The sequence below is a fragment of the Burkholderia sp. Ax-1720 genome, assembly GCF_011753035.1.
Taxonomy (GTDB): domain Bacteria; phylum Pseudomonadota; class Gammaproteobacteria; order Burkholderiales; family Burkholderiaceae; genus Burkholderia; species Burkholderia gladioli.
Genome location: NZ_VWWK01000069.1, coordinates 19,677 through 33,735 on the forward strand (window position 1 = coordinate 19,677; position 14,059 = coordinate 33,735).

Sequence of the window (14,059 nt, forward strand, 5' to 3'; positions counted from 1 at the left end):
GAACATGGAGACGGCATGAGCCCATTCGACGAAGCAGCGACCATGCGAAAGGTGTACAGGCGGCTGATGCCCCTGCTTTTCGCGATGATGTTCTTCAACTACCTCGATCGCATCAACATCGGCTTCGCGGCGCTCGACATGAACAAGGCGCTGGGGTTCAGCCCGGCCGTGTTCGGCCTGGCGGGCAGCATGTTCTTCGTCGGCTACATGCTGCTCGAAGTGCCGAGCAACCTGCTGCTGCATCGCGTCGGCGCGCGCCGCTGGATCGCGCGGATCCTGCTCACCTGGGGCGCCGTGGCCGCCGCCACCGCCTTCGTGTTCGACGCCAGGAGCTTCTACGTGCTGCGTGCCCTGCTCGGCATCATGGAATCGGGTTTCCTGCCCGGCATCGCGGTGTACCTGACGAACTGGTTCCCGGTGCGCTACCGGGCGCGCGCGGTGGGCGGCTACATCATCGCCGGCTCGTTTTCGGCGGTGCTCGGCGGCCCGCTCTCGACGGCGTTGATGACCTATGCCAACGGCGTGCTCGGCCTGCAGGGATGGCAGTGGATGTTCATCCTCGAGGGCATCCCGGCCATGCTGCTGGGGCTGCTCACCCTGCGCATCATGACCGAGCGTCCCGCCGATGCCCGCTGGCTTGCCGACGACGAGAAGCGCTGGCTGGAGACGACGCTCGCGGGCGAGCGCGCGGCCCTCGGCGGCGCGGGCCATGTCCCGCTGCTGCGCGTGGCGGGGGACGCCCGCGTATGGAGCCTCGCCGGGTTGTTCGGCTGCGCGCTGGTCGGCATCTACGGGCTCTTTCTGTGGTTGCCGCAGATCATCAAGAGCTTCGGGCAGCTGAGCAATATCGAGGTCGGTTTCCTGTCGGCCGCGCCGCCGCTGCTGGGCGTGCTGGGCACCTTCCTCATCAGCCGCAGCTCGGATCGCAGCGGCGACCGCAGGAAGCATCTCGCCTTCGTCTACGGCATGAGCGCCCTGGCCATCGCGGGTAGCGCCTACGCGCCGAATCCGGTGCTTTCCTATGCGCTGCTGTGTGTCACGGGCTTTTTCATCTACGCGGGCAATCCGCTGTTCTGGAGCCTCGCCTCGTCGTTCCGGACCGGCGCGGCCGGCGCGGCGACCATCGCGCTGATCAATACGATCGCCCAGTTCGGCGGGCTGGTCGGGCCCTGGAGCATCGGCCTGGTGCGCAACGCGACGGGCAATTTCAAGCTCGCCTTGCTGAGCATCGCGGCCTTCCTCGCGGTGGCGACCCTGATCGCCCTCCTGATGCGGATCAAGCCCGCCGGCGGGGACGGCGCGTCGCTGCACGCGGCCGATCGCGCCGCCCACACCTGAACCCAAACGCAATGACACGGAAACCCAGCATGATCATCGATTGTCACGGTCACTACACCACCTCGCCGCCGCAGCACGAGGCATGGCGCGCGAAGCAGATCGCCGCGCTGAGGGACGGCCTTGCGCCGCCCGCGCGCCCCGTCATCTCCGACGACGAGATTCGCGAAAGCATCGAGGGCGGGCAGCTTCGCATCCAGCGCGAACGCGGCACCGATCTCACGATCTTCTCGCCGCGCGCGGCCGGCATGGGCCATCATCTCGCGCCGGCCGAGGCCAACGCCGTGTGGTCGAGCGCCTGCAACGAACTCGTGCATCGCGTCTGCGAACTGTTTCCGCGCAATTTCGTCGGTGTCTGCCAACTGCCGCAGGCGCCCGGCACGGGCCCGGAGAACTGCATCGCCGAGCTGCGCCGCTGCGTGCTCGAGATGGGCTTCGTCGGCTGCAACCTGAATCCCGATCCGTCGGGCGGCCATTGGTCCGGGCTGCCGCTCACGGATCGTTCCTGGTATCCGCTCTACGAAGCGATGGTCGAGCTCGACGTGCCGGCGATGATCCACGTGTCGTCGTCCTGCAATCCGAACTTCCATGCGACCGGCGCGCATTATCTCAACGGCGACACGTCCGCCTTCATGCAATTGCTGGAGGGCGACCTGTTCGCCGATTTCCCGGCGCTGAAGTTCATCATCCCGCACGGCGGCGGCGCGGTGCCGTATCACTGGGGACGTTATCGCGGGCTGGCGCAGGACATGAAGCGGCCGCTGCTCGGCGAGCATCTGCTGAACAACGTGTTCTTCGATACCTGCGTCTACCACCAGCCCGGTGCCGAGTTGCTGGCCAAGGTGATCCCGGCGAAGAACATCCTGTTCGCCTCCGAGACGATCGGCGCGGTGCAGGGCATCGATCCCGAAACCGGCCACCATTTCGACGACACGCGCCGTTATATCGACGCGATCGAATGGCTCGACGAGGAAGATCGACAGCGCATCTTCGAGGGCAATGCACGCGCTGTTTACGGGCGTTTGTCGGCCCAGCTCGAACGACAGGGATCGAACCAGGGAGCAGTGGCATGAATCCGGTCGGATGGCGCGAATACGAATCGGCGGCCCAGGCGAGTGCCGCCACGCTCGAGGCCCTGCGCGGGCTGGCGGTATCGCTGTTGAGCGACAACATGGCCCGTGCCAGCGGCGCGACCGGGCTGCGTCCGTTCCACCGGCCCAGGCCGATGGCCGGCACGGCGGTCACGGTACGCACGCGCGGCGGCGACAATCTCGCGATCCATCGCGCCTTTGATCATTGCCGTCCCGGCGACGTGCTGGTGATCGACGGCGCCGGCGAGCTCACGCAGGCGCTGATGGGCGACATCATGGCGAGCTTCGCGCAGCGGCTCGGCGTGCAGGGGCTGGTGATCGACGGCGCGATTCGCGATGTGGCGTCGATAGGCCAGCGCGATTTCCCCGTCTACGCGCGAGGCGTGACGCATCGCGGGCCGTACAAGAACGGGCCGGGCGAGATCAACGTACCGGTGAGCGTCGGCGGGATGGTGGTGCACCCGGGGGATATCGTGGTGGGCGACCAGGATGGCGTGCTGGCCATCGCGCCGTCGGACGTGGCGGCGGTGATCGAGGGGGCGCGCAGGCAGGCGGCCAAGGAGGAAGCGGCGCTGAAGTCGATCGCCGAGGGGCGCTTCGATCGCTCGTGGGTGGGGGCGCAGCTTGATCGGATGATGAATGGGTGAGGCGCGGGCGGGCGCGTGTTCTCTTGCGACGCCTCGCTGCTATGGAGACGGCAGCCTCGGCGTGTCGAGTACGGCCGCTTTTGCGGCGAGAAGCTGCTCGGCCGATACGTCGAAACGGCGCAGCCATGCGTTGCTGCTTGTTTTTGAGTTGTAGACCGGGGCTTCACCATTCACTGCTCCCTGTTGAAGAATGCTGATCGAATCAGGAATGAGGGCGCGCAGTGCTGCGTTGAGGACGATGTAGGCGGGAGGGGGGGCTGCCGTATCGCCATCTCTGTCTCGAACCCCGGCTTGAGGAAGGACCCCGGCGCGGATCATGACACCTTGTGCACACGGAGCAACGCTATACCAGTCGGGCGGCAACTCCGATCGAAGCCTGTCGATTCCACCGACTTTCGATAGCATGGTGGCGTCGATCAGCGTGAGCCAGTCGATGGTCTTGATCTGGTTGACAAGGTCGGCGACTTTCATGGCAAGAGGATCTCCGACATCTACTCCAGGGCCTAGCTGCTGCGCCATGAAGTACTCGCTGCTCTCGTTTTCTTCACGGCCGGTGGGCGATAGATTGACAGCCAGACCGGCATGACCGTGTATGGCGTCCAGCCTTGTCGCAGCATCCTGAAACAGGGACGTGAATGCTTCCGGTGTCGAGCGCACAAATGGAACGGGGAGGGTCAACACAAGCGTATCGAGTCCACGAGTCCCCAGCTCGGATTGCCATTTCTCCAGGCAGAATGTCGTGAATTCGTAGAGGGACGCGTCGCGCGCTGCCTCGCCCCCTACATACGTCGCGTCGAACGCCTCGTTTTCTCCGACATCGTGTCTCAAGGCCGACAACGCAGGTGCTTTGGAGAACGGCAATGCTCGCTTGCCGTTGAACCAGAGCCATCTGAGAGGGGCGCTACCCACTTCCCCCTTTGCCGCCTTCGCGATTTTGAGGTACGCCTCGAAGATGTGCGCGATTGCGCTGCGCTTTTCCGGCGAGAAGCCGCTCTTGAAATACAGCGCCGCCCGAACGACCAGCGCCGCTCCGACACCGTCATGTTGGTAGCGATTTTCAAAGGCCGCATAAGGCATCATCCCGACCTTGGCCAATTCTTGTACGCGTAATTCGAACTCGGTGTTTGACATGGCATCAGCGAATCGTTAAGGAAGCGGCAACGATGGTGGCGGTGGCAGAGGAGCGAGATGACTGCCTAATTGTTCTTCCAATCCGGGGCTGGCAAGCCCCTGTAGAGTCAATGACGAGGATTTCGAGACTGCACTCGATGATTGCTTCGGCTGATCGGCGGAGCGTCCGCAATCGGACGGTTTCATATTGACCACTTTCGCGGGATCGCCAGCTATTCGAGCATAGGCACGCGTTTGTTTGCGATTGATCGAGTCCGGGGGAAATTTTATCTCGACGACATTTTTGATATTGTCTTGCGTGGGCGGCAGTGAGGGCGCATTGACGATGACGACATCGGGCCGGCGGATACTCCCGATACCTGGGGTATAGCCACCGAGGCCGCCCGGCCAGTATCTTTGAATCCATCCAGGTAGATAGGCATGGGCTCGTGTCACGACACCCGAGTCCATGATCGGGGCGGGTGGCTCTTTCGACATGTCGTAATTGATCTCGGCTTTATACGGGCTCTGGTTGTCGCCAAGCGCATCGGCTAGCTTTAACCGCCCGCTGACACACTGCTGCTTGAGCCGCTGGCCGCCAAGGCCGATCGACGGCACCGCGTCGCACTTGCATACGACAGCGCACAGCACCTGCCTGTCCCGAGGATCGAGGGAATCCCGGCGCGCGCGTATCGTGTTGGTTCGACCATGTCCCGGTCCTGTCCTCGGTCTTGTCGAGCCGGAGTGGGTGTCTCGCGAGTCAACCGTCATGTCGGGCTCGCGTGCTGGAACTTCAGCGACACCTCTTTATTCGAATCGAGCCAGTCGGTGTACCCGTTGGCATCGGTGGCCCCGTTGATGACTTGTCCATCGGAACTGCTGACGACATACAGGTAGTTTGCGATTGGCTCGCCCGTATCATCGTCGACGACCAGGAAGCGACCACGGTGAGGGCCGGCCTCGTTCGAAGCGGAGGATCGGAGCAGGACACTGACCCCGCCTCCTATCGAGCCCGATGCGCTGGAAGTGGCAGGCGAGGCTGTCGCGTTGCTTTGCGAGGCAATGAGCGTTGCACCGCAAGCCGTCATGTCGCCCTCGCTGGCGACGGCTCGACCGTTGAAGCTCATACGCAGTTCGGTCTTCACCCGCACGATCGGAAAGATGCCGCCGCAACGAGGGCAGGACACCATGTCGCCGATCAGCGCGATGGGCTTGCCGTCGTCTGTGTTGGTCGGGTCGCACGCCAGTACGCGACCGCCGTGCGAGCTCGCGTCGCCTTCGCGGATAAATGCAAATCCCATGGTACTTGGCCCTCTCCTTGGAATGTCGGGGCGAATGTACCAGTGCTGCAGGGGGCGTTATTGTCCGCCCTCAAGCTTGTCTATTTCTCTATTTATCAGGCGTGCCGGGCACGCGATATGAATGCCCTGGCCGTTTGACTCGGCGAACGAAAAGCGCTTTTTTGCTCCGCCGACGCAACCGAATATCGATGAGCCGATTTGATTCGCGCATCATCGCTACGCTCATGTAGCCGCGCCTCCAGCTCGTCATTCGAGGTGGAGGCGCGTTTGTGTCCGAGGCGAATCCGAACCCTACATCAGCACGATGTCGTACTGCTCCTGGCTCAGGTTCGATTCCACCTGCAGCGACACCGGCTTGCCGATGAAGTCGATCAGCATCGCCAGGTGCTGCGACTCCTCGTCGAGGAACAGATCGATCACCTGCTGCGAGCCAATCACGCGGAACTCCCGCGGATTGAACTGCCGCGATTCGCGCAGGATCTCGCGCAGCACGTCGTAGCAGACGGTGCGCGGCGTCTTCACCTGCCCCTTGCCCTGGCACACCGGGCAGGGCTCGCAGAGCACGTGCGCGAGCGATTCGCGAGTGCGCTTGCGCGTCATCTCCACCAGCCCGAGCTGCGAGAAGCCGTTTACCGTCACGCGCGTGCGATCGCGCGACAGCGCCTTCTTCAGCTCGCCGAGCACGGCGTCGCGATGCTCGGCGTTCTCCATGTCGATGAAGTCGATGATGATGATGCCGCCGAGGTTGCGCAGCCGCAGTTGCCGCGCGATGGTATGCGCGGCCTCGAGATTGGTCTTGAAGATGGTGTCGTCGAAGTTGCGCGCGCCGACATAACCGCCGGTGTTGACGTCGATGGTCGTCATCGCCTCGGTCTGGTCGATCATCAGGTAGCCGCCCGACTTCAGGTCGACGCGCCGCGACAGCGCGCGCTGGATCTCGGCTTCGATGTTGTAGAGATCGAACAGCGGCCGCTCGCCCGTGTAGTGGTGCAGCCTGGCGCTGACCGCCGGCGTGAACTCGCGCGCGAAGGTCGACAGCCGCGCGAAGGTCTCGCGCGAATCGACCTGGATCTTGGAGGTGTCGTCGTTGGCGAAATCGCGCAGCACGCGCTGCGCCAGGTCGAGATCCTGGTAGAGCAGGCTGGTGGGCGGCAGCCGCTGCGCCTGCGCGACGATGGTCGCCCAGGTCTTGCGCAGGTAGGTGACGTCGGCGCCCAGTTCCTCGCCGGTGGCGTCCTCGGCGATGGTGCGCACGATGTAGCCGCCTTTCTCCTCGGCCGGGATCACGGCGGTCAGGCGCGCGCGCACCGCCTCGCGCTCGGCCTCGCTCTCGATCTTCTGCGAGATGCCGATATGCGGTTCCTGCGGCAGGTAGACCAGCGTTCGCCCGGCGATGCTGACCTGGGTCGAGAGCCGCGCGCCCTTGGTGCCGATCGGGTCCTTGATCACCTGGACCATCAGCGTCTGGCCCTCGTACACGGTCTTCTCGATCGGCTGGTGCGGCGTGCTGTTGTGCGTGTCGCCCGGCAGGCGCGGCTGCCAGATGTCGGCCACGTGCAGGAAGGCGGCGCGCTCCAGGCCGATGTCGATGAAGGCCGACTGCATGCCCGGCAGCACGCGCACCACCTTGCCGAGATAGATGTTGCCGACGCGGCCGCGCGAGAGCGTGCGCTCGACGTGAAGCTCCTGCACCGCGCCTTGCTGCACGAGCGCGACCCGCGTTTCCTGCGGTGTGATGTTGATCAGGATTTCTTCGTTCATGGTGGGCTCAGAAGGCGACGCGCGCCGCGCGCAGCAGCGCGGCGGTCTCAAAAAGGGGCAGACCCATGATACCGGAATGCGAGCCGTCGATTCGCTCGACGAACTCTGCGGCCCGGCCCTGGATCGCGTAGGCGCCGGCCTTGCCGAACGGCTCGCCGCTGGCCACGTAGCGCGCCAGCGCCTCGGCGCCGACCGCCGCGAACTGCACCACCGAGCGCGACAGCGCCGGCATCAGCGGCTTGCCCTCGGCATCGACCACGGCCAGCGCGGTCAGCACCTCGTGCCGGCGGCCGGCCAGGCGCGCCAGCATCGCCAGCGCCTCGTCGGCCGAGGCGGGCTTGCCGAGGATCTTGCCGTCGATCGTCACCGTGGTGTCGGCCACCAGCACCGGCGCGGCCGGCAGCGCGCTGGTCACCAGCCGCGCGCGCGCCGCGTCGGCCTTGGCCGAGCACACGCGCACCACGTAGTCGTCGGCCGCCTCGCCGGCCAGCTCGGCCTCGAGCGCCTCGGCATCCTCGTCGGGACGCGGCAGCAGCAGCTCGAAGGCGACGCCGAGCTGGCGCAGCAGCTCCTGCCGGCGCGGGCTCTGCGAGGCGAGATAGACGAACGGGTAGGTCGAATCGGGCAGGAGGCGGTCGGACATCGTCATGGTTCTCGTTGGGGCACATGACGGCGCGCGAACGCGGCGCGTCATGCGCGGTGGTAGGGGTGATTCTGCGTGATGCTCCACGCGCGGTAAAGCTGCTCGGCCAGCAGCACGCGCACCATGCCGTGCGGCAGCGTGAGACTGGAGATCCGCAGCAGCAGGTCGGCGCGGGCCTTGAGCTCGGGATCGAGCCCGTCGGCGCCGCCGATCACGAAGGCCACGTCGCGGCCGTCCTGCTGCCAGCCCGGCAGCGCCTGGGCGAGCTGCATCGAGGTCCAGTCGCGGCCGCGCTCGTCGAGCGCGACCAGCCGCGCGCCCTTGGGCAGCGCGGCCTCGATCCTGACGCGTTCGGCGGCCATCACGCTCTCGGCGCCGCGGCCGCCCGAACGCAGCTCGGGCTTGAGCTCGCGCAGTTCGATGCGCAGCTCGGGCGGCATGCGCCTGGCGTATTCGTCGAACCCGTCGGCTACCCAGCCGGGCATCTTGTGGCCGACCGCGACGATGTGCAGCTTCATGGCTTCAGGCCTGCTTCGGAGGCGAGGGCCGGGATCGGCGGCACGGCTTCAGCGACGGCGCGCGGCGGTCTTGCGGGCCGGGCGGGCGGCCGGCGCGGCCTCCTCGCCGTCCTCCTCCTCGTCGGCTTCCGAGGCGCGCGCGGGGCCGCTGCCGCCGAGCTTCAGGCGCACCGGCTTGTCGCCCCAGATCTCTTCCAGGTTGTAGTACTGGCGCAGGGCCGGCTGGAGGATGTGAACCACGGCGTCGCCGCAGTCGACCAGCACCCATTCGCCGGTGTCCTCGCCTTCGGAGCTGACCACGTCGCCGCCGGCTTCCTTGACCTTCTCGCGCACGCTGGAGGCGAGCGCCTTGGTCTGGCGGTTCGAGGTGCCGCTGGCGACGATCACGCGGTCGAACAGTTCGGTCAGGTGGCTGGTGTTGAACACCTTGATGTCTTGCGCCTTGACGTCTTCGAGGGCGTCGACGATCACGCGCTGCAGTTTGCGGATATCCATATCAGGGATGGTAGAGACGATGTTGAAGAATATAGGCCCAGACGGCGGAGGGCACGTGTTCTGCCTCCGCGTCAGGGACTTGGGCGCGACGCGCGATGCATTCGCGCAGATGCGCGCGGATATCGGTGGCGGCGATATCGAAGGCGAGCGTGGTATCGACCAGCACGCGCCCGGCCGGGCTCGCTTGCAGCTCGGCCGCCTCGGCGCGGCGCGCGGCGATTTCGGCGGCCACCACGGGCGGCGCCGCCGACAGCTCGAAGCCGGGCCGCGTGGCCACGCACAGGTGAGCCAGCTCGAACAGGCGCCGCCAGTCGCGCCAGGTATCGAGCCGCACCAGTTGGTCGGCGCCGATCACCAGCGACAGCGAGGCTTCGGGGCCGACCCGCTCGCGCCAGCGCAGCAGCGTCTCGGCGGTATAGGTCGGGCCTTCGTGCTCGATCTCGTCGGTGGCCACCGTCACCTGCGTGCCGGGCAGGGCCAGCGAGGCGGCCGCGGCGCGCGTCATCGCCAGCCGGTGCCCGGCGGCCGACACGTCGCGCTTCTGGTAAGGCTGGCCGGCCGGCATCAGCGCGAGCTCGGTCAGCCCCAGCACCTCGGCGAAACGACGCGCGAGCGCGAGATGCCCGTCGTGGATCGGGTCGAAGGTGCCGCCGAGGATGCCGATCCGGCGCGGCAGGGGAGTCGGTCGAGCCTGGGTATCCAGAACGGGTCCTTTTCGGTCAGGGCTTCCCATGGGAACGGGCGAGCGGCTCACAGCCAGTCGCGCGGCACCAGGAAATCGCTGTACAGGCGCGCCTCCGGCGTGCCCGGCTCGGGCTGCCAGTCGTAGCGCCAGCTCGCCAGCGGCGGCATCGACATCAGGATCGACTCGGTGCGCCCGCCGCTTTGCAGGCCGAACAGGGTGCCGCGATCGAACACCAGGTTGAACTCGACGTAGCGGCCGCGCCGGTAGGCCTGGAACTCGCGCTCGCGCTCGCCGTAGGGCGTGTCGCGGCGGCGTTCGACGATCGGCAGGTAGGCGGCGAGGAAGGCGTCGCCCACGCCCTGCATCAGCTCGAACGAGCGCTCGAAGCCGGGCTCCGACAGGTCGTCGAAGAAGATCCCGCCGATGCCGCGCGTCTCGTTGCGGTGCTTGAGGAAGAAATACTCGTCGCACCAGCTCTTGAAGCGCGGGTAGTACTCGCCGCCGAACGGCGCCAGCGCATCGCGGCAGGCCGCGTGGAAGTCGCGCGCGTCCTCCTCGTAGCCGTACACGGGCGTGAGGTCCATGCCGCCGCCGAACCAGAAGATCGGCGCCTCGCCGGCCTTGGTGGCCACGAACATGCGCACGTTCATGTGCACGGTCGGGCAATGCGGGTTGCGCGGATGCAGCACCAGCGACACGCCGAGCGCCTCGAAACCGCGCCCGGCCAGTTGCGGGCGCGCCGCGCTCGCCGAGGGCGGCAACGCGTCGCCGGAGACGTCCGAGAAGCCGATTCCCGCGCGCTCGAAGAACGCGCCGTTCTCGAGGATGCGCGTGCAACCACCGCCGCGCAGGCGCTCCTCGGGCCCGCGCCGCCACGCGTGCGTGGCCAGCGGCGTGCCGTCGAAGGCGCCGAGCGCGTCGGCGATGCGGGACTGCAGCGTTTCCAGATAGGCGCGTACGCGCTGCGTGTCGAAAGTCGAATCGGTGCTCATGGCTTCGGAAAGGGGGCGCGGACGATGCGGCGCGGATATCGATTGCCGGATTGTAGACCTTCCGCCGGCAGCGGCCAGGCGCGCGCGGCGCGCCATGAAAAACGCCGCCCGGCACGGATGCCGGGCGGCGCGCTCGGGCTTCAGCCCTGCTTGCGGTTCAGCGCGCGATGGCCGATGTCGCGGCGGTACTGCATGCCTTCGAAGTTGATCTGGTTGATCGCGTCGTAGGCGGCCTGCTGCGCGCCGCGCACCGAGTCCGACAGGCCCACCACGCACAGCACGCGGCCGCCCGAGGTGACCAGCTTGTCGCCGTCGAAGCTGGTGCCCGCGTGGAAGGTGACCGAATGGCCGTTTTCCTCGGGGATGTCGTTGATGCGATCGCCCTTGCGCGGCGCGTCGGGGTAGCCGTGCGCGGCCAGCACCACGCCCAGCGCGGTGCGGCGGTCCCATTCGAGCTCGACCGTGTCGAGCGTGCCGGCGATCGCCTGCTCGACCACCTTCGAGAAATCGCTCTTCAGGCGCGCCATGATCGGCTGGGTTTCCGGGTCGCCCATCCGGCAGTTGAATTCCAGCGTGCGCGGATTGCCGTCCTTGTCGATCATCAGGCCGGCGTAGAGGAAGCCGGTGAAGCGGATGCCGTCGTTCTCCATGCCGCGCACGGTCGGCATGATGATCTCGCGCATCACGCGCGCGTGCATCTGCGGCGTGACGATCGGCGCGGGCGAGTAGGCGCCCATGCCGCCCGTGTTGGGGCCGCGGTCGCCGTCGAGCAGGCGCTTGTGGTCCTGGCTGGAGGCCAGCGCCAGCGCATGCTTGCCGTCCACCATCACGATGAAGCTGGCTTCCTCGCCGTCGAGGAATTCCTCGATCACCACGCGCGCGCCGGCGTCGCCGAGCTTGTTGCCCGACAGCATCATGTCGACCGCCTCGTGCGCCTCGTCCAGCGACATCGCCACCACCACGCCCTTGCCGGCGGCCAGGCCGTCGGCCTTGACCACGATCGGGGCGCCCTTGGCGTCGATGTAGGCATGCGCTGCGGCCGCCTCGGTAAAGGTCTCGTATTCGGCGGTGGGGATCCCGTGACGCTTCATGAACGCCTTGGCGAAGTCCTTCGAGCTCTCGAGCTGCGCCGCTTCCTTGGTCGGGCCGAACACCTTCAGGCCGCGCTGGCGGAAGTGGTTGACGATGCCGGCCGCCAGCGGCGCTTCCGGGCCGACCAGGGTGAAGGCGACCTGCTCGTTCTCGGCGAAATCGGCGAGATCGTCGAGCGAGCTCAGCTCGATGTTCTTCAGGCGCGCATCCTGCGCGGTGCCGCCGTTGCCGGGCGCAACGTAGACGGTCTGAACGCGCGGCGACTGGGCGAGCTTCCAGGCGAGCGCATGTTCGCGGCCGCCGGAACCGACGACGAGTAGTTTCATGGGATTCCCCGCAGACTAGAAAATAGGGCGGCCGGCGCGCGTCGAGCGGGCCGGCCGCGGAACCTGGCGGTGGCCGCCTTTCACGCGAAAGACGGACCGGTTCGCGTTCATTCGTCGACGATGAGCGCGTTGGTGTAGACCTCTTGCACGTCGTCGAGGTCCTCGAGCACGTCGAGCAGCTTCTGCATCTTGACGGCGTCGTCGCCGCTGAACTCGACCTCGTTCTGCGGCTTCATGGTCACCTCGGCCAGCTCGGCCTTGAAACCGGCCGCTTCCAGCGCGTCCTTCACCTTCGAGAATTCCTGCCAGTCGCACAGCACCTCGATGCTGCCGTCCTCGTTGGTGTTGACGTCGTCGGCGCCAGCCTCGAGCGCGGCTTCCATCAGCGCGTCTTCCGAGGTGCCGGGGGCGAACAGGAACTGGCCGACGTGATCGAACATGAAGGCCACCGAGCCGTCGGTGCCCATGTTGCCGCCGTACTTCGAGAACGCGTGGCGGACTTCCGCGACGGTGCGCACGCGGTTGTCGGTCATGGTGTCGACGATGATCGCCGCGCCGCCGATGCCATAGCCCTCGTAGCGGATTTCCTCGTAGTTCGCGCCGTCCGCGCCGCCCACGCCGCGATCGATCGCGCGCTTGACGTTGTCCTTCGGCATGTTGGCGTCGGCCGCCTTGTCGACCGCCAGGCGCAGGCGCGGGTTCGAGCTCGCGTCGCCGCCGCCCAGGCGGGCCGCCACCTGGATTTCCTTGATCAGGCGCGTCCAGACCTTGCCGCGCTTGGCGTCGGCCGCTGCCTTCTTATGCTTGATGTTGGCCCATTTGGAATGACCAGCCATACCAGTTCTCCGTCACCCGCGCCGTGCGGCGGGCATGTCTTAAGCGATGTGTTGCGGGGCGCCCGATGGCGCCGTCGCGAGATGTCCCGGCTTCGCGTCCCGCCCGCGCGCATCGGGGGCGGCGGGATCGGCGCGGCCCTGGCCGGGCCACGGACGCGAAGCAGGCGATTTTACCATGCGGCGAAGCGCGCGCCGGGCGTCGCGCGCGCGGGGCGGGCCGCGGCGGCTTCGGCTGCGGCGCCCTGGATGCGGGGCGGGGGCGGCGCGAGGAGAATGGCGAGGCGGATGGCGGGGCGGCGCGCTCGGCCGCCGGGCTTGTCCCTTGCCCTTGTCCTTGCCCCGCCGCGCGGCGGGACGGCGGGCAAGGGCGATGCGCCTAGTTCTTGGTGCCGAACAGGCGGTCGCCGGCGTCGCCCAGGCCCGGGATGATGTAGGCGTGCTCGTTCAGGTGCGAATCGAGCGAGGCGACATAGACCTTCACGTCCGGATGCGCCTGGCGGAACACCTCGATGCCCTCGGGCGCGGCCACCAGGGCCAGGAACGAGATCCGCTCGCCGGGCACGTTGCGGCGCTTGAGCACGTCCACCGCGTGCACCGCCGAGTAGCCGGTGGCGATCATCGGGTCGCACAGGATGAAGTTGCGGTCCTCCAGGTCGGGCAGGCGCACCAGGTATTCCACCGGGCGGTGGTCGTCGGCGCGGAACACGCCGATATGGCCCACGCGCGCCGAGGGCACCAGGTCGAGCAGGCCGTCGGACATGCCGATGCCGGCGCGCAGCACCGGCACGATCGCCAGCTTCTTGCCGGCGATCACCGGCGCGTCGATCTCGACCAGCGGGGTTTCGACCCGTTTGGTGGTGATCGGCAGGTTGCGGGTGATCTCGTAGCCCATCAGCATCGTGATCTCGCGCAGCAGCTCGCGGAAGGTGCGCGTGGACGTGTCCTTGTCGCGCATGTGCGTGAGCTTGTGCTGGATCAGCGGGTGATCGAGGATGAAGAGGTTCGGAAAGCGGCTGTCCTGGGTCATGACGGGCGGCGTGCGGCAGAAAGAGGGATCGTCTGGTTCGGGGAGCGCGGCGCGGATGGCGCCGGCTCGGTGGCGCAAGTTTACCGAAGATGGCGGCCGCGATCCGGATATTATCGACCTCTCTCGCGCGGCGAGCCCGCCGGTGGTCCGGCAAGGCCGCCCGCGCCCGGCTCGCGCCGGCATGCGGGGCGGCCGGCGCG

At 67.1% G+C, this 14,059-nt stretch carries 15 protein-coding genes; 3 read left to right on the plus strand and 12 right to left on the minus strand.

From position 1 onward, the window contains the following. Positions 1–15 precede the first annotated feature (15 nt). Genes F3J18_RS20055 through F3J18_RS20065 form a run of 3 tightly spaced genes read left to right on the plus strand, consistent with a single transcriptional unit; the run spans position 16 to position 3,073 of the window. Positions 16–1,338: an MFS transporter gene (locus F3J18_RS20055; protein WP_105827015.1), complete on the plus strand. Its 1,323-nt coding sequence runs from the start codon at positions 16–18 to the stop codon at positions 1,336–1,338. Positions 1,339–1,367: 29 nt separating this feature from the next. Next, positions 1,368–2,408 carry an amidohydrolase family protein gene (locus F3J18_RS20060; protein WP_166913816.1) on the plus strand — a complete coding sequence of 347 codons (1,041 nt, stop codon included), beginning with the start codon at positions 1,368–1,370 and terminating at the stop codon, positions 2,406–2,408. Further along, complete coding sequence (locus tag F3J18_RS20065) at positions 2,405–3,073, plus strand: RraA family protein (RefSeq protein WP_025096502.1); 669 nt, start codon at positions 2,405–2,407, stop codon at positions 3,071–3,073. Before F3J18_RS20060 ends, F3J18_RS20065 begins: the two co-directional genes overlap by 4 nt. A gap of 39 nt (positions 3,074–3,112) precedes the next feature. Here F3J18_RS20065 and F3J18_RS20070 read toward each other — a convergent pair whose 3' ends face one another. From F3J18_RS20070 to upp, 12 genes are all read right to left on the minus strand, one after another. Then, entirely contained in the window at positions 3,113–4,204 is a 1,092-nt protein-coding gene (locus F3J18_RS20070) for a type VI immunity family protein (RefSeq protein ID WP_166913818.1), read from the minus strand. 15 nt (positions 4,205–4,219) lie between these two features. Further along, positions 4,220–4,834 carry a VRR-NUC domain-containing protein gene (locus tag F3J18_RS20075; protein ID WP_345891751.1) on the minus strand — a complete coding sequence of 205 codons (615 nt, stop codon included), beginning with the start codon at positions 4,832–4,834 and terminating at the stop codon, positions 4,220–4,222. 116 nt (positions 4,835–4,950) lie between these two features. Further along, positions 4,951–5,484, minus strand: coding sequence for a PAAR domain-containing protein (locus F3J18_RS20080; protein WP_166913822.1), 534 nt, complete (start codon positions 5,482–5,484; stop codon positions 4,951–4,953). A gap of 291 nt (positions 5,485–5,775) precedes the next feature. Beyond that, a complete protein-coding gene (gene rng, locus F3J18_RS20085; protein WP_025096499.1) occupies positions 5,776–7,245 on the minus strand; it encodes a ribonuclease G in 1,470 nt (489 codons plus the stop codon). Positions 7,246–7,252: 7 nt separating this feature from the next. Beyond that, a complete protein-coding gene (locus tag F3J18_RS20090; RefSeq protein ID WP_036035491.1) occupies positions 7,253–7,894 on the minus strand; it encodes a Maf family protein in 642 nt (213 codons plus the stop codon). A 41-nt stretch (positions 7,895–7,935) separates the two neighbouring features. Then, positions 7,936–8,406 carry a 23S rRNA (pseudouridine(1915)-N(3))-methyltransferase RlmH gene (rlmH, locus tag F3J18_RS20095; RefSeq protein WP_025096497.1) on the minus strand — a complete coding sequence of 157 codons (471 nt, stop codon included), beginning with the start codon at positions 8,404–8,406 and terminating at the stop codon, positions 7,936–7,938. A 48-nt stretch (positions 8,407–8,454) separates the two neighbouring features. Next, complete coding sequence (gene rsfS / locus F3J18_RS20100; RefSeq protein WP_013698913.1) at positions 8,455–8,901, minus strand: ribosome silencing factor; 447 nt, start codon at positions 8,899–8,901, stop codon at positions 8,455–8,457. A 1-nt stretch (position 8,902) separates the two neighbouring features. Beyond that, entirely contained in the window at positions 8,903–9,634 is a 732-nt protein-coding gene (locus tag F3J18_RS20105; RefSeq protein WP_240156414.1) for a nicotinate-nucleotide adenylyltransferase, read from the minus strand. Positions 9,635–9,651: 17 nt separating this feature from the next. Continuing rightward, entirely contained in the window at positions 9,652–10,578 is a 927-nt protein-coding gene (gene hemF / locus F3J18_RS20110) for an oxygen-dependent coproporphyrinogen oxidase (RefSeq protein ID WP_025096495.1), read from the minus strand. 140 nt (positions 10,579–10,718) lie between these two features. Next, complete coding sequence (purD, locus tag F3J18_RS20115) at positions 10,719–11,996, minus strand: phosphoribosylamine--glycine ligase (RefSeq protein ID WP_017920323.1); 1,278 nt, start codon at positions 11,994–11,996, stop codon at positions 10,719–10,721. A gap of 107 nt (positions 11,997–12,103) precedes the next feature. Then, complete coding sequence (locus F3J18_RS20120) at positions 12,104–12,832, minus strand: YebC/PmpR family DNA-binding transcriptional regulator (protein ID WP_166913824.1); 729 nt, start codon at positions 12,830–12,832, stop codon at positions 12,104–12,106. Between the two features lie 376 nt (positions 12,833–13,208). Continuing rightward, a complete protein-coding gene (gene upp, locus F3J18_RS20125) occupies positions 13,209–13,859 on the minus strand; it encodes a uracil phosphoribosyltransferase (protein ID WP_013698908.1) in 651 nt (216 codons plus the stop codon). Between the last annotated feature and the right edge of the window lie 200 nt (positions 13,860–14,059).

Excerpts from the sequence above, each read along its gene's own strand:
- F3J18_RS20055 (WP_105827015.1), top strand. The coding sequence starts at position 16 with ATGAGCCCATTCGACGAAGCAGCGACCATGCGAAAGGTGTACAGGCGG.
- F3J18_RS20060 (WP_166913816.1), top strand. The coding sequence starts at position 1,368 with ATGATCATCGATTGTCACGGTCACTACACCACCTCGCCGCCGCAGCAC.
- F3J18_RS20065 (WP_025096502.1), top strand. The coding sequence starts at position 2,405 with ATGAATCCGGTCGGATGGCGCGAATACGAATCGGCGGCCCAGGCGAGT.
- F3J18_RS20070 (WP_166913818.1), bottom strand. The coding sequence starts at position 4,204 with ATGTCAAACACCGAGTTCGAATTACGCGTACAAGAATTGGCCAAGGTC.
- F3J18_RS20080 (WP_166913822.1), bottom strand. The coding sequence starts at position 5,484 with ATGGGATTTGCATTTATCCGCGAAGGCGACGCGAGCTCGCACGGCGGT.
- rng (WP_025096499.1), bottom strand. The coding sequence starts at position 7,245 with ATGAACGAAGAAATCCTGATCAACATCACACCGCAGGAAACGCGGGTC.
- F3J18_RS20090 (WP_036035491.1), bottom strand. The coding sequence starts at position 7,894 with ATGACGATGTCCGACCGCCTCCTGCCCGATTCGACCTACCCGTTCGTC.
- rlmH (WP_025096497.1), bottom strand. The coding sequence starts at position 8,406 with ATGAAGCTGCACATCGTCGCGGTCGGCCACAAGATGCCCGGCTGGGTA.
- rsfS (WP_013698913.1), bottom strand. The coding sequence starts at position 8,901 with ATGGATATCCGCAAACTGCAGCGCGTGATCGTCGACGCCCTCGAAGAC.
- F3J18_RS20105 (WP_240156414.1), bottom strand. The coding sequence starts at position 9,634 with ATGGGAAGCCCTGACCGAAAAGGACCCGTTCTGGATACCCAGGCTCGA.
- hemF (WP_025096495.1), bottom strand. The coding sequence starts at position 10,578 with ATGAGCACCGATTCGACTTTCGACACGCAGCGCGTACGCGCCTATCTG.
- purD (WP_017920323.1), bottom strand. The coding sequence starts at position 11,996 with ATGAAACTACTCGTCGTCGGTTCCGGCGGCCGCGAACATGCGCTCGCC.
- F3J18_RS20120 (WP_166913824.1), bottom strand. The coding sequence starts at position 12,832 with ATGGCTGGTCATTCCAAATGGGCCAACATCAAGCATAAGAAGGCAGCG.
- upp (WP_013698908.1), bottom strand. The coding sequence starts at position 13,859 with ATGACCCAGGACAGCCGCTTTCCGAACCTCTTCATCCTCGATCACCCG.